Annotated in this window: 20 protein-coding genes; all 20 read left to right on the top strand. The window is 27.1% G+C overall.

What is annotated here, in order from left to right; translation table 11 throughout:
- Positions 1-48 precede the first annotated feature (48 nt).
- On the top strand, positions 49-444 hold the full coding sequence (locus Q0733_RS09630; RefSeq protein WP_298781854.1) for a hypothetical protein: 396 nt from the start codon (positions 49-51) through the stop codon (positions 442-444).
- A gap of 61 nt (positions 445-505) precedes the next feature.
- Positions 506-703 carry a hypothetical protein gene (locus Q0733_RS09625; protein WP_298781851.1) on the top strand — a complete coding sequence of 66 codons (198 nt, stop codon included), beginning with the start codon at positions 506-508 and terminating at the stop codon, positions 701-703.
- Positions 696-896: a hypothetical protein gene (locus Q0733_RS09620; RefSeq protein WP_298781849.1), complete on the top strand. Its 201-nt coding sequence runs from the start codon at positions 696-698 to the stop codon at positions 894-896. The genes Q0733_RS09625 and Q0733_RS09620 overlap by 8 nt, the downstream gene beginning before the upstream one ends.
- Positions 896-1,759, top strand: a complete 864-nt coding sequence (locus Q0733_RS09615) for a hypothetical protein (RefSeq protein ID WP_298781846.1) — start codon at positions 896-898, stop codon at positions 1,757-1,759. Before Q0733_RS09620 ends, Q0733_RS09615 begins: the two co-directional genes overlap by 1 nt.
- Positions 1,760-1,778: 19 nt before the next feature.
- On the top strand, positions 1,779-2,330 hold the full coding sequence (locus Q0733_RS09610; protein ID WP_298781844.1) for a DUF6620 family protein: 552 nt from the start codon (positions 1,779-1,781) through the stop codon (positions 2,328-2,330).
- Positions 2,331-2,716: 386 nt separating this feature from the next.
- Positions 2,717-3,226, top strand: a complete 510-nt coding sequence (locus Q0733_RS09605; protein ID WP_298781841.1) for a hypothetical protein — start codon at positions 2,717-2,719, stop codon at positions 3,224-3,226.
- 36 nt (positions 3,227-3,262) lie between these two features.
- Positions 3,263-3,817 (top strand): hypothetical protein, encoded by a 555-nt coding sequence (locus Q0733_RS09600; RefSeq protein WP_298781838.1) that lies wholly within the window; start codon positions 3,263-3,265, stop codon positions 3,815-3,817.
- 167 nt (positions 3,818-3,984) lie between these two features.
- Complete coding sequence (locus Q0733_RS09595) at positions 3,985-4,977, top strand: SPFH domain-containing protein (RefSeq protein ID WP_298781835.1); 993 nt, start codon at positions 3,985-3,987, stop codon at positions 4,975-4,977.
- A gap of 42 nt (positions 4,978-5,019) precedes the next feature.
- A complete protein-coding gene (locus Q0733_RS09590; protein WP_298781832.1) occupies positions 5,020-5,589 on the top strand; it encodes a hypothetical protein in 570 nt (189 codons plus the stop codon).
- Between the two features lie 134 nt (positions 5,590-5,723).
- Positions 5,724-6,419: a hypothetical protein gene (locus tag Q0733_RS09585; protein WP_298781829.1), complete on the top strand. Its 696-nt coding sequence runs from the start codon at positions 5,724-5,726 to the stop codon at positions 6,417-6,419.
- Positions 6,420-6,782: 363 nt separating this feature from the next.
- Positions 6,783-7,943: a cytochrome c peroxidase gene (locus Q0733_RS09580; RefSeq protein ID WP_298781827.1), complete on the top strand. Its 1,161-nt coding sequence runs from the start codon at positions 6,783-6,785 to the stop codon at positions 7,941-7,943.
- 115 nt (positions 7,944-8,058) lie between these two features.
- Complete coding sequence (locus Q0733_RS09575; RefSeq protein ID WP_298781825.1) at positions 8,059-8,580, top strand: RNA polymerase sigma factor; 522 nt, start codon at positions 8,059-8,061, stop codon at positions 8,578-8,580.
- Positions 8,581-8,636: 56 nt separating this feature from the next.
- A complete protein-coding gene (locus tag Q0733_RS09570; protein ID WP_298781823.1) occupies positions 8,637-9,566 on the top strand; it encodes a FecR family protein in 930 nt (309 codons plus the stop codon).
- A 3-nt stretch (positions 9,567-9,569) separates the two neighbouring features.
- The gene (locus Q0733_RS09565) at positions 9,570-12,026 is read left to right on the top strand and encodes a TonB-dependent siderophore receptor (RefSeq protein ID WP_298781821.1); all 2,457 of its coding nucleotides are present in this window, start codon (positions 9,570-9,572) and stop codon (positions 12,024-12,026) included.
- Positions 12,027-12,224: 198 nt separating this feature from the next.
- Complete coding sequence (locus Q0733_RS09560; RefSeq protein WP_298781819.1) at positions 12,225-13,631, top strand: vanadium-dependent haloperoxidase; 1,407 nt, start codon at positions 12,225-12,227, stop codon at positions 13,629-13,631.
- A 196-nt stretch (positions 13,632-13,827) separates the two neighbouring features.
- Positions 13,828-15,810 carry an ATP-binding protein gene (locus Q0733_RS09555; protein WP_298781817.1) on the top strand — a complete coding sequence of 661 codons (1,983 nt, stop codon included), beginning with the start codon at positions 13,828-13,830 and terminating at the stop codon, positions 15,808-15,810.
- A gap of 263 nt (positions 15,811-16,073) precedes the next feature.
- On the top strand, positions 16,074-18,338 hold the full coding sequence (locus tag Q0733_RS09550; RefSeq protein ID WP_298781815.1) for an acyl-CoA dehydrogenase: 2,265 nt from the start codon (positions 16,074-16,076) through the stop codon (positions 18,336-18,338).
- Between the two features lie 134 nt (positions 18,339-18,472).
- On the top strand, positions 18,473-18,931 hold the full coding sequence (locus Q0733_RS09545; RefSeq protein ID WP_298781813.1) for a hypothetical protein: 459 nt from the start codon (positions 18,473-18,475) through the stop codon (positions 18,929-18,931).
- A gap of 151 nt (positions 18,932-19,082) precedes the next feature.
- A complete protein-coding gene (locus Q0733_RS09540; protein WP_298781810.1) occupies positions 19,083-20,126 on the top strand; it encodes a hypothetical protein in 1,044 nt (347 codons plus the stop codon).
- Positions 20,127-20,486: 360 nt separating this feature from the next.
- On the top strand, positions 20,487-21,386 hold the full coding sequence (locus Q0733_RS09535) for an EamA family transporter (protein ID WP_298781808.1): 900 nt from the start codon (positions 20,487-20,489) through the stop codon (positions 21,384-21,386).
- Positions 21,387-21,388: the final 2 nt, after the last annotated feature.

Here is a 21,388-nt window from a genome sequence, read left to right as displayed (position 1 = left end):
GTATTCTTGACATAGTTTTATAGTAATATTAACTAAAAAATCAAAAATATGTTATCAGCTATTATTGCTATTGTAGGAGGTCTTATTGCAGCATCTTCACTTATCATAGCAAAAAAACCAAACGCACAAGAACTATTAGATAAGTTAACGCCTTATCAAGGATGGATAGGTGTTGTACTTACTTTTTGGGGTGTTTGGGGTATTATTCAATCTTTCTTAAACATTGGTTCAATTGGTATGTATTGGTCAATTGGTTTGGCTATAAGTGCAGTAGAGTTTATTGTAGGTTTTTTATTAGCATATAGCTTAATTTCTAAATATGTATTAGAAAAAAATGAAACAGCAAAAGCTAAAGGGCAAGAATTAAGACAGAAATTAACCAAATATCAGGTTCCTGCAGGAGTAATTCTTATTGTATTAGGTGTACTTAATATTATACTATAAACTTTAATGTAATTAATACAGATAAACAAAAAGTTTAGTTGTTTGATAAAAAAAAATACTAATGAAAAAGATAGGATCTACACTTATTATTTTAGGTTTGTTAGCTATTGTATTAAACTTTGCAAATAGGGTTCCAAGAGTACTTCTGTGGATTTATTTTTGGGGAGAAACTACTGCTTTGGGAATTAAAATTGCTATAGTTATTGTTGGTTTTTTATTGTGGAATTTTGGAAAAAATGAAATAAAAACCAATGAGTAATCCATTTAAAAAAATAACCAATAATGCCAATGATTCTCAAAAAAAATGGAGTCGAAATGAAACTTCAGAAACTGAGTCTCGAAAGTGTGAAGGTTGTGGAGCTGCAAGACCAAAAGATACAAATTTAACTACTTGTGATTATTGCGGATTTAAATTTATGACTATAGATGAAATAATTAAAACGGATAAGTAATGCTAGGATTATTCAAAAAAAATAAAGATGAGGAGATAAAACAACCAAAAGAAGAACATCAAGAATTTATTGTTTTAAGTAAAAAGTGGGATGTTTTTTTAGATAAAATCAATACTAGATTTGAAGAATCAATTGGCTATGCTGAAGAAGCTATTATGGAAAATTTAGTAGAAAGTGATTTTGATATTCATCCAACAACAAGAGCTTGGCATGGTATGAAATCTCAACTAATGTCTATGATGAATAAAATTGACACCACTTTTGATGAAAAAGTAAAACCACAAATGTTAGCCTATAAAGAAGATTGGGAATTAATTGATGAAGGTCAAAAAGGAACTATTTTAAGAGAATCTATTTATGAAAGAATAGAACGTTACGAAATATTTATAGAAGGGAAAATTGCTAAGAAATTCTATGACCACGCCATTCAATTATTAAACCATGACTTTAATTGCACCCAATGTAGTGCAAAAATAGAGGTAAGAAAAGATATTTTTAGATCTCATTATGTGAGTTGTGATTATTGCAACACGGTAAATACATTTACTCCTAACACAAAAATTGCCGAAATACGTGGATTTGCAATAGATAATATTGCAAAATATAACGCAATACAAGAATGGGATGAATATAAAAAAGCACAAAACGCATTTAATCAAATAAGACCGCCATCAAAAAATGAAGACAAAACAAAATACATAACTGGTTTTATAGAACGTGAAGAAACAGAAAAAGCTTTTTGGTTAAAATATTTTGTTGAACGAAGTATTTTACTACCAGAATATAAAGATACAATTGATCATGATGTAAACGTAAAAATGAAGCATTTTTATGAAGAAAGAAAAAGAAAATTAAACGTATAACATTGAAAAAAAAAATAATATGGAAGAGATAAACGGAGTATCATTTAGAGACTATGCATGTGCATCAGCAAATCTAGTTGCTGGTATGCCAGTTGAAAAAATTTGTGAAGTATTAGGGATTGAAAGGCCTGTTTGGGAAGCAACAGTAGAAGGATGGAATAACAAAATGGCAGAATTATCTCATGAAGACATGGCTTTTTATGGTGCTGTTTTTAACAATCCTAAACAAGGAAAATTTGCAAATGTAGAGGGAAGTGCTAGTCCAAAAGACCCTTTAGAGTTAGTGCCAGATGTTACTGTCTATGCCAAAATTCTATCTCATATTAGTGCTGCTTCTGATCATGGGATTGATACTGTTTCAGTTTTAGAAAAAGAATACGATATGAACTTATTAGATTGGACTAAAGCAGGTGAACATTATGGTAAACTAATGACATCAATTGGAGATGATATGGAGAAACATAACAAAATTCATATTCCTTTTGTAAATGCAAAAAAACAATGGGATGAACATTTTAATGAAAAATATAAAGATTTAAGCGCTAATATCAGTGATGATATAGATTTTTAAATTCTTTAAAATGAAACCTTGCTTTTATTATTAATTGATTATAAAATTAAATGGGGGCGGTAAAAGTGAGGTTTTTATTATATGTAAAATTTAATTAAGGTTTTTAAAACTAAACCTTGCTTTTATTTTTTAATTAGTTAGCTAATTAGATGGGGCGGTAAAAGTGAGGTTTTTAATTAAATATAAAAATTGATTAAGGTTTTTAAAATTAAACCTTGCTTTTATTTTTTAATTAGTTAGCTAATTGGATGGGGCGGTAAAAGTGAGGTTTTTTATTTTTTAAGAACAAAAGTAAAAAATTACTAAAAATATAATAGTTGCTTATAATTAAGCTTCTTTTGTAAATTTTGTAGTTTCTAATAATAAAACACAACAATTAAGTTTTAATGACAATTAATAATATTACAGAACAAAGCAAAAATTTTGGAAACTCGCACACAATTAACAAAATAAATGATACTATTTTAATTCATGTTTCTAAAACAAATAAATGGAAGTTATTAATTGTTGGGTTAATTACAATATTAACACCTACATTATTAACCCAATTTATTCCTATGGAAAATGAATCTGATATCATATTTTACAACAAAATAAAATTGATTTGTTACGCTTTTCCTGTTTTATTAGTAGCAGTTTATTTTTTACAAAAAAAACAAACAACAAAAATAAATACAATTACAAAATTAATAACACATAAAAATGAAACAATTCAACCTGATGAAGTTATTGATTTTGAAATTGAATATTTAAAAAAAAGACAACTACAAGTCTATTCAATTTATTTGACAACTAAGACCAATCAAAAAATTTTAATAGGTGCAACTACATCTAGCGAAGATAGAGTAGCAATGGAAAATTATGCAAAGACTATTCTTAATTTTATAAAATCTTAATTTAAATACAAAATGAAACAGATTTACACATTAATTATGATAGTAACAATCCTATTTTCTAGTTGTAAAAATGATACAAGTACACAATCCAATAAGTCAATTCCAAATTCAGATGCTATAAAAATGATTCTAGAATCTCAAGAATTAAAGAGTGAAATTATTAAAACAAAAAAGCATAATAATAAAGCTATAGAGTTACTTGGTTCTTTTTCTATTTCAGGTGTAACGTTAAATGGAGATAATAACAATCTTCTTAAAATGGGCTTTGAAGGAATAAACGTTTGGGTACCTATAAATCAACAAAATAATTGTGTATTACTTCCAAATAAAGAGAAATTTTTAGATACAGATGTTCAAATTAGTGATACCAACGGGAAAAAATACAAAATGCGAAAGTTTCCTGTATTTAAAGCTACGTGTACTATAAGTTATGGAGAAGAAAATAAAACTATAGAAATAACAGACCCAGAAATTGTAAAAATAAATGAACGTATAAAAAACACTGGAGGTAGTAACATTGGAAAAGAACTCAACTATAAAGTGCTTATAACGAATATTGAATGGATTGGAAACAGAGATTATTCTAGGTAAAGGCTACTTGCTAACAAAATCCACCACCTATAAACCTCTCACAGTATGCATATTAAGTACATAAAACATAACCAATACAAAAATGGTTTATTTAAAGTGATATTAAACAAAAACTTATAATTTTTAAACTCTGACTACTATAGTTGGAGATGGTAAAAAAAATAAAAATGGGAATATTCAATCAATTTAAATCAGTAATTCAATGGGAAAATCCTAAAAAGGAAGAATTATTTATAAAATTTACAGCAAAGGGTGATGAAATAAAAAATGCTTCAAAACTTATTTTACAACCAGGTCAAGGTTGTATTTTAACGTATGAAGGAAAAATAGAAGGTGTTTTTGATGAAGAAGGTATTTATGATTTAAATTCTGATAATAAACCTTTTATTACAACTATTAAAAAATTTTTAAAACTACAAGATGGTAGTGAACATATAATGGGTATTTGGTTTTATCGAAAAGCTGATATCCTTAATATGCGTTGGGGAACACGTGTCCCAATTTCTTATACAGATCCAATTTACACCTTCCCTATTTCACTAACCGCTTTTGGTAACTATAGTATTAAAATAACGAAACCACAATATTTTTTCGAAAATGTAATTGCAGGTGAAGAAGTGTTTTGCCATTATGAATTAAAAGAAATTTTTCTATCTAGAATTGTTCAGCCAATAACAGATTATTTAGCAAATGCAAAATTCTCTTATGTAGATATTGATAGTAATTTAAATACAATTGCAAAAGATACTAAAGAAAAAACTAAAGATATTTTTGAAAACTTAGGTTTTGAAATTCTAGATTTTAGAATAGAAGGCTCTATGTTTGATAAAGAAACATTAGTTAGAATTGGTAAAATATCAGATGTACAAGCAGAGGTAAAAGCAGCACAAGTAGCTGGAATTAATTATACTGAACATCAGCAATTACAAGCTATGAGAGACGCTGCAAATAATACAGGAGGAAGTGCTGGAGTCCTCATGGGAATGAATGCAGGCGTTGGAGCAGGAAATATGATGAACAGCAATCAACCTTCTAATACACAGCAACAAACTGAAAGCCCTATGGATAAACTAAAAAAACTAAAAGAACTATTTGAAATGGAATTGATTTCTGAAAGTGAGTATGCAGATAAAAAGAAAACGATTCTAGATAGTATGTAGTGGTATAAAATTTTGGAGATAGTTAAAAATAACTAAACTAGAATGAATTTAAAAAGTATAGGAAAATTAATCAAAAAGTCTAGTAATTATTCTGTTGATACCGATTGGATAAGTACTAATAATATTCCAATACCTTTTTTTGACAAAAAAGAGCTTCCAATAATAGTTGATTGTTCATGTTATGAAGGGCAATGGAGTATTGATGAAATAGATTCAGCTTTAATTAATTTTCTTAAAATCAAAACGAATATTGAACTTAAACAGCAAATAGAGAAAAAAGCTTTTGAAAATTGGGAAGAATTTAATGATGCGGTAGGTTTTCTTGATAGCATTGAAACATATGGTTTAATAAAAGATAGACCTGAATGGATGGAACAATCTCTTCAAAACTGTTTATGGCTTAAAAAACTTATTACTGCTAAAAAGGTTTGGAATTATATACATCCTACAGATATAATTGTAACTAAAGACAGATATGAAAAAAAGGAAGGTGTTTTTATTCAAATTCTCTGTAAATGTGACTGGGAAGATGAACACGGATTACAAATTATACTCAAAAACGGAGAAAAATTAATTAGGGTAAGTGAACAAGATGGTCATTTATTTGATTAATTGAGGCAAAAATAAAACAGAAGAAAAACTACCACCAAAAAAATGTATAAATGTTGGTGATAAAAGAAAGGTTAGTGAATTGAAAACTAATAATACTTAATTATATACACTAAAAAATAAATAAATAAATAAATATGGGTTGGGATATAAGCTACCATCCAATATCTGAAGAACAAATAAATGAATGGTATTTTGATGTATTAGACAATCTAGAGTTGATTGAAAAGTTATCTGCTGATAACAAGATTGAAGATTTCTATAAAGAAAAGTATAAGGAAACCATTAATGTTGGTTTAGCAACTAAAACAGATGATATTTTTGATAAAAGTCACGGATATTATGTTGCAGTAGTACAAGGTTTTTTTCAAAAATTCTTTTATACAAGAGGTTCTGCCTTATCGTTTTCTAAAAACCAATTATTAAAAGAGTATTACAAAAAATGGGATAAAATAATTTCAAATGAAAAATTAACCAAAAACGTATACAATCAAATTATCGAGAATTACTGTTCTGGAGTTTATATCCCTAAAAACAAAGTAGTTGAATTAATAAACGATTATGAAAACAATTTTGAAGTTAAAAAAGAATTAGATGATTTATTCTCTCATAATAGAATTAAAGTATTTTTAAAAGCTCTAAATTTTGCTAAAGAAAATGCATTAGGACTTTTAGAAGCAACTGAAGTTATTGAACCAAATCCTATTAATTTAAATAACTCGTCTTGTTATTCAAATTTATTTAATTGTGACCCTGAGGGAGCAATACTATATCAACAAACTGCAATGGAACAAATTGCAAAAATAAAAAAAGCAAAATTTAAAGACAGGTGAATATCTAAAGGCCTAATATAAAGTAACTAATATTGAACCAAAAAAAAAAGAAAAAAGAATCTGCAAGATTTTTTTTGGGGGAAATAACCACTAATTAAAAGCTATTTTAAAATATTTTTTTTATTATAATTATTACTTATCGTAAGTACAATAAATATTGTTATTTTAAGTTTTAAAAAATCAAACGAACTATTTATGTGAAAGTCACCTATCATTTAATATCATATTTTTTATATCTATGTCTAAAAAAATAGATTTTAATATTTTTTTTCAAATAAGGGTTGGGTAAAACTAGTACATAAGCGTATTAGATTTAAAGAGCCAAAAATTTAATTCGCATTTAACCCTAAAAACTATATTTATATGAAAAAATTTACCACACCTTTTTATATTTTATTAGTATTGATTTTAATTTCTTGTAGTGATGAAGAATATACTGATATAACTAATAATGATGATGAACAATCTTCAGTTACAATAGACTTTCAAAATCTAAACTTACCAAGTACAAATTTTAACTATGCTAATATTGATTTACCTAACTTTTTTTTAGATAATGAATTAAGAAATGAAGATAATACACCAAATAATAATGCGATAACAGATGATGGTGCTACCTTGGGTAGAGTATTATTTTATGACACTAACCTATCTGCTAATAATACTGTTTCATGTGCTTCGTGCCATATACAAGCAAACGGTTTTTCAGATCCAAATCAATTTAGTATCGGTTTTGATGGAGAGTTAACTGATAGAAATTCTATGGGTTTAGCAAACGCTAGATTCTATGAAAATGGCAGGTTTTTTTGGGACGAAAGAGCAGAAACACTCGAAGAACAAACACTAATACCAGTTCAAGATTTAGTAGAAATGGGCTTAACTTTATCTGAATTAGAAACAAAATTAGCACAAGAAGATTATTATGCCGCTTTGTTTACCAATGCTTTTGGTGATGAAAATATTACTAGTGAAAGAGTAGCTTTAGCCATATCACAATTTATACGATCTATGGTTTCTTACCAATCTAAGTTTGATGAGGGTTTATCACAAGTAAATGATATTGATGATGATTTTCCTAATTTCACAGCATCAGAAAATAATGGTAAAGATTTATTTATGAGTAATCGAACAAGATGTTTTGATTGTCATGCAACCAATGTATTTGTGGGAGATAATGCAAGAAACAATGGTTTAGATGCTACAATAACAGATCTTGGAGTTGGAGGCATAACAGGAAACAATAACGATTTAGGTGAGTTTAAAGTGCCTTCTTTAAGAAACATTGCATTAACGGCACCTTATATGCATGATGGTAGATTTGAAACACTTGAAGAGGTAATTGAACATTATAATAGTGGTGTTCAAAACAACCAAAATTTAGATAATAGATTAACTCAAGGTAATAATGTACGTCGTTTAAATTTATCAAATGCTGAGAAACAATCGTTAATAGATTTCTTAAATACACTTACTGATGAGGAATTTATTAATGATGAAAAATATGCCAATCCGTTTATTGAATAATAACACTCATTTATAAAATTATAATCTTCTATTGCATTTTATGCTATAGAAGATTTTTTTTAATAACAACAATCTTATAAATTATTTTATATTTACTAAAAAAATATAAAGTAAAATGAACAATTCTTTCTCTGTTTGTGATGAAGAAATATATAATAATTTATATAAAACACATGCTGAAAGCCTAAGAAACCACTTATATTTTAAGTTTGGTAATTTAAAACAGGCCGAAGATGTTGTACAAGATGCATTTATTAAATTATGGACAAAATGTGCAAATGTTATTTATGAAAAAGCTGCTGGTTTTTTATACACCATAGCTAAAAATTTATTTATTGATAATATCAGATCTAAAAAAGTAGCTTTAAAATTTGAGAAAAATGTTATGCAAGTTCAAGACAATCAAGACCCCTATTTTCACTTAAGAACCAAAGAATTTAAAGATCAGATAGAAGCTGTTATTTCTGCGTTACCAGAAAAACAACGGGAAGCTTTTTTATTAAATAGAATAGAAAAATTAACCTATAAAGAAATAGCATTAAAGCTTGAAATAAGTCAAACAGCAGTAGAAAAACGTATTGCTAAAGCATTAATTAAACTCAAAGAAATTACAGAATTACAAAAACGTGCTATTTAAGGTTGGGTAAAACTAAATTTAAAACGTACTATAATTGAACTTAAAAGTATTTAAACGTGGAAAATAAATTTCTTAAAGATAATTTGATAGCAAGATGGCTCGATAATCGTTTAAATGATGATGAAAAGCAGGCACTAAATACATCTGGTGAGTTAGATGATTTAAAAGTTGTACTTGATGATATTGACACATGGAAAGTTAAAAAATTTGATACAGAGGCTGGTTTAAAAAACCTTAAAGAGCGAAAAAAACTAGTCATCTCTCCTACACTTTCTCAACAAAAACAACAAAAAAGTAGAAACTGGTTAAGTATTGCAGCTAGCATACTTATTTTAATTACAGGTAGTTATTTTTCTTGGAATTATTTTTCTAATCAAGCTACAACAATAAAAACAGTAATTGCAGAAAGTAAAACTGTTAATCTACCAGATGGATCAAAAGTTAAAATTGATGCTTTGTCTAATATTTCATATAACAAAAAAGATTGGGAGCATAATAGAATTATAAAACTAAATGGACAAGCATTTTTTGATGTTACAAAAGGAAGTACTTTCAAAGTAATTACAAAAACAGGAAGTATAAAAGTTTTAGGAACTCAGTTTAACGTAAATACAAGCAATAACAAATTTGAAGTAAAGTGTTATGAAGGTAAAGTAGCTGTAAGCTATAAAAATAACCAAAAAATATTAACTAGAGGTCAATCTACTATTGCAAAAGAAAATAGATTATATAGCACTACACATACAACAAATACCCCTACTTGGATAAGTGGATATAGTAAATATACAGAGGTAGATTTGTTAGCTATTATTAAAGATTTAGAAAAATATTATAAAACAAAAATTGAGTTACAAAAAAAATATGAAAATCTACAATTTACTGGAACTTTAACTCATAAAGACTTAAATTTAGCACTTCAAACATTATTTACTTCAATGGAAATTAACTATATTGTAGATAAAAATAATATTGTAACTATTGAATAGTATATGAAGTTAAGGCTTTTTGCTTATAAAATATTTTTTATAATTGGTTGGTGTTCGGTTATTAATAATAACTATGCGCAAACCAATAGTGCTATAAGACTTTCTGATAAACTGATGCAATTAGAGAAGAAATACGATGTTAATTTTTCTTATAATCACACTTTTTTTGATACTATTTTGTTAGAAGATGATTTTAATTGTAAAACTATCACAGAATGTATCGTCATAATTCAAAAAAAAATACCTGTAAAATTTAGCAATGATAGAGCAAATAATTACATGGTTACTCCGGTAAGAAAATCTATTAGCTTTAATATTTTTGATGCAGATACTAATGAAAAAATATCTTCTATAGAGTATCAAATTAACAATCAAAAAAAGCAACAACTTTTGCTAGAAGATGATTTTTTAACACTTAAAAATATCTTCCCTTTAGATTCTATTCATTTTCATTCATACTTTCATAAGCCTATTCAAATACAAGCTAAAGAATTATTAAAAAACAAAAAATTAAAGTTTTATAAAAAACAATTTCACTTAAACGAAATTATTTTAAGTAGTTATTTAACCAAAGGAATTGATGCTAAAATTAGTGACCATAATTTACAAATTAACACACAATCTTTAGGCCTATTAGCTGGTGAAACTGATGGAGATATTTTTAATGTTTTAAGTAATGTACCAGGAATACATTCACCAAGTGGTAAATCTGGAAATCTTAATTTTAGAGGTAACACATACGATCAAAACCTTATACAGATTGATGATATTCCTATATACCATTCAGGACATTTTTTTGGCGCAATTTCTCCTTATAATACTTCTGTAATCACCAATATAGATGTTCAAAGAAATATGTTACCTGTAAAATTTGGAGGTCGTGTTGGAGGACTTGTTAATATGAAAACGAGTAATAAAATTCCTGATAGTACTAAATATGAAATAGCAATAAATACCTTATTTGCTGGGGCAACTATTAAATCTAAATTAATAGAAGATAAACTTTCACTTTCAGCATCATTTAGAACTAGTTACAAAAACTTTAAATCACCTAAATTAGAAGCTATTTCTACACTAATATTTCAAGGAAGTAAGTTAGAATCAGTAGCAGATCAAATAAATGATTCTGAAAATTTTAACGTCGGTTTTTCCGATATGAATGCCAAATTAAACTATAAAATGAATGATAAACATTCTGCTTCATTAAGTTTTATAAACATTCAAAATAATTTATCCGCACAAATTAATCTCAAAGACAATAGTGATGAAGCTGATTTTAGGGATGTAGAACTTGATAATTGGGGAGTTACTGGTAAATGGAAAGCAAATTTTTCTGAAAAACTTACCACCGAATTAAGAATAAGTAAATCTAATATGAACCTTATAAGTGTTAGTGAAGGTTTTGTTTTAAACGAACGATCCAGTTTGCAAGAGTATGACAACACCATTTCTGATACACGTTTAATTACTGAGGCTATTTATAATTATAAGCCTAATTTAACTTTTGAAGCTGGTTATACATTAACAAAGCATGCTTTAATTAGTAATGAAGTTGAAGAGGAAAATAATATTGATTCTGAACGCAATCAAAATGCTACAATACATTCAGCATATTTATCATTACAAAAAAATTGGAATGATAAATTAAATGTAAATTTCGGGTTTCATAATAATTATTACTCTCCTTTAAAAAAATTATATATCAACCCTAGATTATATGCTAGTTATGCATTAAACAATGACTTTTACTTAAAATATTCTTTAGGATCGTCCAATCAATTTATTCAAAAAAAATTAACTAACGATTTTGATGATTTTAATATCACCAATCAGCTCTGGTATCTACCAAATGATATAATAACTCCATTAAAAGGATCGCAAACAATGATTGGAGGTGTTTATAATAAGCATAAATGGCTGTTAGATATAGAGTTGTATAGTAAAACAACAAAAAATATTACCAATAAATTTGATGATGCAAAGGGGAGTATTTATAGTTTAGGAACTAATATTTTTATTAAGAAAAAATGGAATATGTTAGAAACTTGGATAAGTTATGCTTTAAGTAAAACGGAAACAGATTTTAACACAATTAAAACGGATGCTTTTTTTGATCAAAAGCATATTGTAAACTTAACGGGGTTACTAAACTTTAATAAATGGAAATTTGCAATTTCTTGGGGATACTTTTCTGGAATGCCTATTATTTATTCAGGTGAAACAAATAACAACAATTTAGATGCTATTTTAACAGATAGGTTTGATGCTTTACATCAACTAGACTTTTCTTCTTCATATACATTCTATACAACCAAAGATATTAAAACAGTTATTGGTTTATCAATACTCAATGTTTATAATCAAGATAATACTGTAAATGTTTTTCAAAATACTTCAGATGGATCTCTTAGAAAAGCAAGTAACTTCTCCCCTAACCTTCAAGTTAATTTATTTTTTTAGCAAATTCACTAAAAAAATAAATCACTAACAAACAAACTGTTAAATCAATTTTAAGTTCTTTAAATTTAATATTTCATTTTTTTTAAAAAAAGGGTTGGGTAAAAAAACAACTCACACGTACTATATAAAACAAAACACATTAAAGTTTATTTAAAAATAATCTTAGTGGAAAATTATATAAAACAAAAAACAAAAATTATGAAAGCAATTAACTTTAAATGGATAGTAATTATACTTTTAAGTATATCTTTATTTCAATCTTGTACTGAAAATGAATTTATTAATGATAATATTGATGATACTGAAAACACTATTAGTACTACCGAGATAACTAATAGTACAACACAATTAATTACAGAATGGAGTAATCTTTGGGTATCAATAGACCAATATACAGTTGGTATGAGGCCAAATATTGTAACAAGGTCTTTAGCATATATTCATTTAACAGGTTACGAAACTGCTGTTCCATTTATGGATGATTATGTTTCAACTACAGATCAATTTAATAATTTTAATATCAACTTAAATAACTTAGAAGATGATGTAAATTTAAACCTAGCATTAAACACAGCATATGCATTAGCAATAGATCATTTTATGCATAGTTTAGAAGCTGGAATAAGACAAAGTATTACAGATTTTCAAGATGAAAAAGAAACTGAATTAACAATTGGACTTTCTGAATCTGAAATTGAAAATTCAGAAACATGGGGAAGACATGTTGCGCAACGTGTAATAAGATATGCTGAAACAGATAGAGATGCAGAAGAACAAATAGTTGACCAAACACCAAGTGATTATGTAGCACCAACAGGTACAGGTTTGTGGAGGGCTGCTGAAGATGAAAATGCTTGGTTTCCGTATTGGAGAGAGGTTAGAACTTTTACTATCTCTCCAGAACAATCAAGTAGTGTAGATTTTGATAGTGTTTTAGCTTATAGTACAAGTACATCAAGTAATTATTATCAACAAATGAATGATGTTTACGAAACTGCTACTGCAGCGGCAGCAGAAAATAATGAAAATTTATGGATTGCAGAATTTTGGGCTGATGATGTAGAAGGTTTAATGATTAGTCCTCCTGGAAGACATTTCTCAATAGTTAATCAATTAATTGCTCAACAAGATCTAAGTTATGAAGAAACTTTAGAACTATTATTAAGATTAGGTATAGCTATGAACGATGCTGCTGTTTCTGCATGGGATGATAAATACACTTATAATATAGAACGCCCAAGTAACTATATTACTGAACATATAGATGACGATTTTACAACTAATTTATCTAAATTTATAAGCGGGGCAAATCCAGCTTTCCCAAGTTATCCATCAGGACATGCTACTTTTGCTGGTGTTGCTGCAGGAGTTTTCATTAATTTCTTTGGATCAGATAACATTAATTTTACAGATAGAACTTATAGTGGGTTTTCTAATACAACATTTAATAGTACGCCAAGAAGTTTTACTTCTTTTTCAGAAATGGCATACGAAAATGCATATTCAAGAGTACCTTTAGGAGTTCATGTAGAACAAGATGCAATAGAAGGTTTACGTTTAGGGTACGAAATTTCAGATGCAGTAAATAGCCTTGATTTAAGATAATATTATAACTTTATTTTCTCAAATAAAAAGCCGTAATTATACTTAATTATGGCTTTTTAATATGATTAAGTTTAATAACATGTTTAAAAAAAAGAACTTACAAAATTATAATACCATATTTTTTTGTGAATATCATAAATTTGTCTAATTTTAATTTTTTATTTTAGAGTATTCCCAATATAAAATTTAAAATTTTTTGAAACATATTTTTTTTTTACTGTTATTTATAATTTCAGTAAATACAGTTTTTAGCTTAAATGCCGTAGAAGAAAACAAAGCCTCTTTAAATTTCTCTTCAAATCAATTATCACAAAAAAGTGGTATTAAACTCAATAATAATTGGCAATTTTATTGGAAACAGCTTGTTTCACCTAAAGATATTCAAGAAAAAATACCTTTAGATACTGTAAACTTAACTTCTTGGACAAATTACTTAGATAATAATTCAGAACATTTACCTTCTTTAGGGTATGCAACGTATAGATTAAACTTTTCTATCCCCAAAAAAAGACCCAGAACTTCTTTATATCTTCCCAGAATTAATGCTTCATCAAAAATATGGATTAATGGAGTTTTTATTACGGAAATTGGACGCGTTGGAACATCTAAGACTACTACTTTACATAGAAAATTTACAAAAATAATTCCATTAGAAACTAATGAAACGCATTTTGAAATTGTAATTCAAGTAGCTAATTTCTATCATAGAAAAGGAGGAATTACAAAACCTATTATTTTGGGTGAAGATGACCTTATTTCTGAGAAAAAATCAATTCAAAATATGGTAGACATGTTTTTTATTGGTAGCTTTTCTTTTGTTGGTCTTTTATTTTTAGTGTTTTATTTATTTCTTTGGAATAAAGATCAAGCTATACTTTATTTTTCATTAATGTGCATTGCTTTGTCATATCATACCTTAAATCAAAGATACGCTCCACTTTCAAAAATTTTTGAAGATATTAATTGGGTATTTTTAGCAAAATCAGAATATATTTCTACTTATGTTATTGGTTTAACAGCTAGTTTATTTTTTGATTTAATATTAAAAAACTTTGTACATAAATGGTATGCAAAATCTATTTTATATATTTTAATAGTATTTACCTTATTTCAAATAGTATTGCCAGCACCATATTTTACACAATTAATTTCTCCTTTCTTAATTTTTATGCTTTTAAATATTGGTTATATGTTTATTATAACAATAAAATCTATCATTAAGAAAAGTAAAATTTCTAAATTATTGTTAATTAATATTGTATTAGCAATTTTTATTTTTTTAGGTAATATTATATTTTATTTAGATAAAAATGAGATTGCATTAATATATATAAAATTAGGGTATATTTTAGTATTTTTATTAATATCTATGTTATTATTACAAAGGTTTTCCATATCCTTTCATAGATTAGAAAAAGCAAATTTTAAAGGTGTAAAGCAAAGACAAGAAATTATTGCTCAAACAAAAGAATTAAGCGAGGTAAATTTAAAGCTAACAGAAAACCTTAAACTTTTAAAAAATAATAATGAAGAACTTGATGATTTTAATCATATTGTTTCTCATGATTTAAAAACACCTTTAATTTCAGTTTATACTTTAACTTCCTTTATTGAAGAAGATTTAAAAGAAAAAATGGACAATAACATTAAAAGTCATATTATAATGATTAAAGATGTTGTTTCTAAAATGGAGGATTCTATAAATGGTCTATTAGAATATTCTAAAATAGCTAAAGGAAATAAAAGTAAAGAAACATTTAGTATTAATAAAACACTTAAAGAAATTGTTGGGCTAATAAATCCTAACAATAATTGTATTATAAATTTACCAAAGAATGATATAAATATATATACCAGTCAAATAGAATTAGAACATGTTTTTCAAAATTTAATTGAAAACTCTCTAAAATATAATGATAAAGAAAAAGCAATTATCGATATTTCAGTTGTAAAAAATGATAATGAATATCTATTTTCTATAAGCGATAATGGTCCTGGTGTAGATAAAGAATATCATGACAAAATTTTTAAAATTTTTAACCAATTAGATACTATTGATAATAGCACAGGTGTTGGACTTGCGATTGTGAAAAAAATTATATCTAATAATAATGGTGTTATTAATGTTTCTTCAGAAAAAAATAAAGGATTAACTATTTCTTTTTCTTGGAAAATATAAGTTATTAAAATAAATTAAATCAAGTTTTAATATATAAAACATATAATATTTTTTTTGACTTAGTTACAGCTTTTACCATATTGTTACGTTTTTGGCATGCGAAACATAAATAACAGAGTAACTGTTATCTTTTGGATTAAAATCACCCTTAAGTATTACTTATAATTCTATTGTTTATTCTAATATTTTTGATGCCATAGTAATTGTTTTATTTTTTTTCATTTTTCATAGAACTTTTAAGCAGTTTTTTGTAAATTCATTTTATGGAAACAAAAAAATATGCACCTGGTATTTTACAATATATTCCTTTTTTTTATGTGATATGGTCTGATGACTTATTATCATACTCAGAAGTATCTGTGGTAAAAAAAGCACTTCAAAACGATAAAACACTTAATAAAGATGATCATGATTATCTTATTAAATATTTAAATAGAAATGATCCACCAACTTATGAAGAATTAAAGAGTTGGAAAAAAGTAATTTCTAACTCAAAAATAAAGTTAGTAGAAAGTGACACTTATCCCCTATCTACATTTAGTCAAAAAATAATTTGTCTTCATTTTAATGAATGCCCATTTAATACGCATTTAAAAGATATTGAAATTAACCTTGGTATTCAACCAAACCACTATAATCATTTGTTTGAAATAGAAGTTGTAAAAACAATTACTTCTAATTATTACAATGCTATAGAAATAGACAATCTACTAAAAGGTGAGCATGCTGATGTTATAGATAATTTTAGAAGTGTTTTAAAAGCACCTGTTTTTAAATGGGATATTAAAAGAGATAAGGAAACTTTTAGAGCACATGTATTTAAACAAATTGAATTTTTGGCTCAAAAAGGATATGGTGCAATGGCTTATCCTTCACTTTATGGCGGAACAGATAATATGCCTGGATATGCTGCAATTTTTGAAAACATGATGTATGTAGATGGTAGTATGGCTGTAAAATTTGGGGTTCAGTTTGGTCTTTTTGGAGGAAGTATTCAAAAACTAGGTACTAAAAAACACCATGATGCGTATTTATCAGATACAGGAAAAGCAAAACTTTTAGGTTGTTTTGCTATGACAGAAACTGGGCATGGATCTAATGTAAGAGGTGTTAAAACTACTGCTACTTATGACCAAGAAACGGATAGTATTATTGTTCATACTCCCGGAAAAAATGACAATAAAGAATATATAGGAAATGCTTTACATTCTACAATGGCATCCGTTTTTGCACAATTAATTGTTGCCGGAAAAAACCATGGTGTACATGCTATTTTAGTTCCCTTACGTAATGATAAGCATGAACTATTGCCTGGTATTACTATAGAAGATAATGGATATAAATTAGGACTAAATGGTGTAGATAATGGTAAAATTTGGTTTCATCAAGTACGGGTTCCTAGAGGGAATTTATTAAATAAATATGGTGATATTAATTCAGATGGATACTATCATTCTGCCATAGAAAACCCAAGTAAACGTTTTTTCACCATGTTGGGCACTTTAGTTGGAGGTAGAATTTGTGTTGCAAGAGCTGGACTTGGTGGTGCCAAAAAAGCGTTAAATATAGCTGTAAAACATGCTTTAAGAAGAAGGCAATTTAATGATAGTATAAAAGTACAAGAAGATTTATTAATGGATTATCCTAGCCATCAATTACGTTTAACACCAGCAATAGCAAGTTGTTATGTGTACGATATTGTACTTACACATATGATGAAAACATATAGTGATACCAAATTATTAGACAAACGAAAAATAGAAACACAAGCGGCTGGACTTAAAGCAATGATTACCTGGTTTGCTAATGATACGATACAAGAATGTAGAGAAGCCTGTGGTGGAAAAGGTTATTTGATGGAAAATCAAATTTCAGATTTAAAAGGAGATGTTGATATATTTACAACTTTTGAAGGTGATAATCATGTATTACTACAATTAGCAGCTAAAGGAGTTTTATCTGATTTTAAATCTGAATTTAATAGTGCTGGTTTTACAGCAGTTTTAAAATTATTAAGTTCAAGAATTGGAGACACTTTAAGTAAAATTAATCCTGCTTATACAAATAATGTAGACAAAGACCATTTATACAGTTCTAAATTTCATAAACATGCTTTTGACTACCGTACAAGAAGACTTACATATACTATTGCTATGCGAATTCGTGATTATGTAAAAAAAGGAATACCTTCTTATCAAGCTTTTTTAAAGGTGCAAACACATTTGTTAACTTTAGGAAAAGCATATAGTGTTGGCGTGGCTTACAATACTTATGTAGACTTTACAGAAACTATTGAAGATGAAAAAAATAGATTGTTATTTAAAAAAGTAGGAACTTTATATGCATTACATGAATTAAGAAAAGACGCTTCTTGGTTTTTAGAACAAGGTTATATTAGCGGAAAAAAATCTAAAGCTATACGTCAACGTGTAGAAAGACTCTCAACAGAATTAAGACCTCACATTGGTGTTTTAGTTGATGGGTTTGGAATTCCTGAACATTGTTTAGAAGCACCAATTGCAAAATAAAAACACCCTATTTTTAGTTAAGGATTTATAGGAAAAATAAAAAACTCAAAGGGTAATGAAAAAAATAAAATATTATTTTTTTTGAGTTCAGTTTATTATATGTTGTATGTAAGCTATAAAAAGCCACGTCTGAAATGAACATTTTAAAAAGAAATATTGGGAAAATTATTCTAGTAATAATTTCGATTCCTATTATCGTTGGTCTAATTTATCTGATTTGGCTTAATTTAATATTTAGTGTCAATGAACCAAGTGACAAAAGACTTAAAAAACTGTTTGAATTTTATACTAAATCTGAATTCCCAAAATCAGGTCAAATAATTGATAAAGACTATTTAAGCGGAATAAACGATGGATGGGAAACTGGAATTATTAAAATTAGTGACACAATTGAATTTGAGAATTTATTGAATAGTTTAGAACAAAAAAAAATAATGATTAGAAGAATTAGAGGGAAATATGGTTTCGGATTCTCTTCTAAATTTGCATCTGAAAAAACGACTTTATTAGATTCTATCTATTACACAAAACAAGGTTATATTTTGGGAGTTATAAAAAATGAAAATATTATTATATTTGAAAAAGATTGGTAAAAGCCTACAAACAACACCGAATAAACAAAATTGCTGGCTTTAGCTCACTTGCGAAAGTCCTCACGGACTTTCTTGGTTCGTAATTATTTACTGAATTTACTGCTAAATCAACGCAACTTTGCTTATACAAACACGTTAATAATAAAAAAAAATGAAAAATAAATTTTGGATAGAAGAAAAAAGCCCAAAACTATTTTTTAAGGAGTTTATATTATCTGAAAACCCAAAAGCTAATTTTTGGAATATTTTTAAGAGCTATGATCCCGATTATTCAAGTACAGAACCTGCTGATTTGGATGAAGAATGGTTGAGAAAGCAAGACAAAATAGTCAATAAAATTATTCAAAAACATTTTGCTAAAATCAAGCTTAATCGAAAGGAGATAGAATTACTAATAGACGCAATTGAAGAGTATACATTGCCAGAAGAAGACCAGTATACTGAAGATTTATATTCAAAATTCAAAGAAATTGCCAAGAACATTGCTAAAAACTACATTCTTCCTTTAAAATTGAAGCAAAGTACCGTAAATAATCTTATAAATAAACTGGAAGATCAGTTAAAGAACCTCAATGAATCTCATATTATTGAAAGTGACAAAGAAGCAATAAGACAATCTATTCGTTTAAAGAAAATTATAGGAGAATACTCAAAAGAAAAATCCGAAGAAATACTTCAAAACTTTGAAAAGATGTGGTCTATTCCGACGGAAACTAATGAAGCAGAATATAAAAAAATAGAAGAAGACAATGACGTCATTGAAATAGATGATTTTATTTACCCACGGTTTCCATTAGCTAGTTCTACTACATTTTATGGTTTTAACGGAGATGGTGGTAATTTGTCTTATGAAGAACAAGAAGAATTTGTGAACAAAAAATTTAACCAATACAAGGTCGAAATTTCTGAATTAATAAATCAGCAACCTGATAAAACACTACAACCCAAATTAGACTATACAAAATTACATGCTAACGAAGATTTAGATACTATTTATTGGAATTTTATAAAAGCTAATCCTTTTATGCACGAGTTTGAAGGAAATTTTGTAGCTTGGAAAGGCACTAAAGAAGTTTTGTTCCTATCAGTTAGCAAAGAAGATAAAGAACTTCCTTACGATATAATTATTGGAGGATTAACTTTGAGTAAATATTATAATATTTTGAAAAAGTATAATAGTATAACGAATAATTAACTACAAACAGCAATGTGTATTGCTAATTTAAAACATAAACTTTAAATAAATATGGATGTTACCAAATAGTCTAAAAAAACAAATTTCTAATCGTTCATAAACTTGATCTAAAAAAACTATTTTATTAATTAACAAAATAAAAATTTGCAGCCCATAAAAACATCGTAATTATTAATAGAAGAAATGAGATTGTTTTTTCATTTTTTAACCATAAAGAAGGTAATTTTATTTAAAAAAATATAATACTGTAAAGGTTTGAATTTTCTTTGAATTGGTACAATCTCAAAAGATAATTAATTAAGTTTTTTTAAACATTATTTTTTATCTAAATGCTCTCAAAAAACTATCTTCGCGGGCATTATGTGGATGTATTTAGGTTTATTAGCGGCACTTTTTCTGGGTTTACACAACTTATGCAAAAAACATGCTCTTCAAGGTAATGAAGTTTTCCCAGTATTATTTGGAACAATTGGTGCTGGTTTTTTGTTATTACTTCCTTTTTTTATTGGCTCATTTTTTTATCCTGATGAATTTAAAAACCTTGGGTTTTATATTACTCAAATTCCTTGGAAAACACATGGTTTTATCTTTATAAAATCAATGATAATGGCGGCTTCTTGGGTATTAGCATATCAAGCCTTAAAACACCTACCAATTACTATTGTAACCCCTATTCGTTCCGCAGGCCCCTTTTTTACATTTATTGGAGCTATTTTAATTTATCACGAAAAGCCTAACATTTTACAATGGATTGGTTTTTTTCTTATTATTTTATCAGTAATTCTTTATTCTAAAATTGGAAAAAAAGAAGGCATCAACTTTAAAAGAAATAAATGGATTTTTGCCATTATTGGTGCAACTTTTTTAGGAGCGTCTAGTGGTTTATATGATAAGTTTCTAATCCAAAACTTAGCATTAAATCCACAAACATTACAATTTTGGTTCAGTTGGTATACTTTATTAATTTTATTAATAATACTTTCTATTACCTGGTTTCCATTTCCTCAAAAAAGAAAAGCATTTGAATGGAGGTGGACTATAGCTGCTGTTGGATTTTTACTAGTAGCTGCAGATTACTTTTATTTTAAAGCTTTACAAGACCCAGATGCATTAATTATGTTATTATCTGCCATAAAAAGAAGTCAATTAATAATAGCTGTTGTTATTGGAGGGATTGTTTTTAAAGAAAAAAATAAGCGTAAAAAATTAGTACCTTTAGCAGGTATTTTAATAGGTGTATTTTTAATTTTATACTCTTAAAA

Source organism: uncultured Polaribacter sp. (assembly GCF_947500975.1).
Classification (GTDB): domain Bacteria; phylum Bacteroidota; class Bacteroidia; order Flavobacteriales; family Flavobacteriaceae; genus Polaribacter.
The sequence above is the reverse complement of the archived record's forward strand: the minus strand, read 5'-3'. Positions and strand labels throughout refer to the sequence as shown.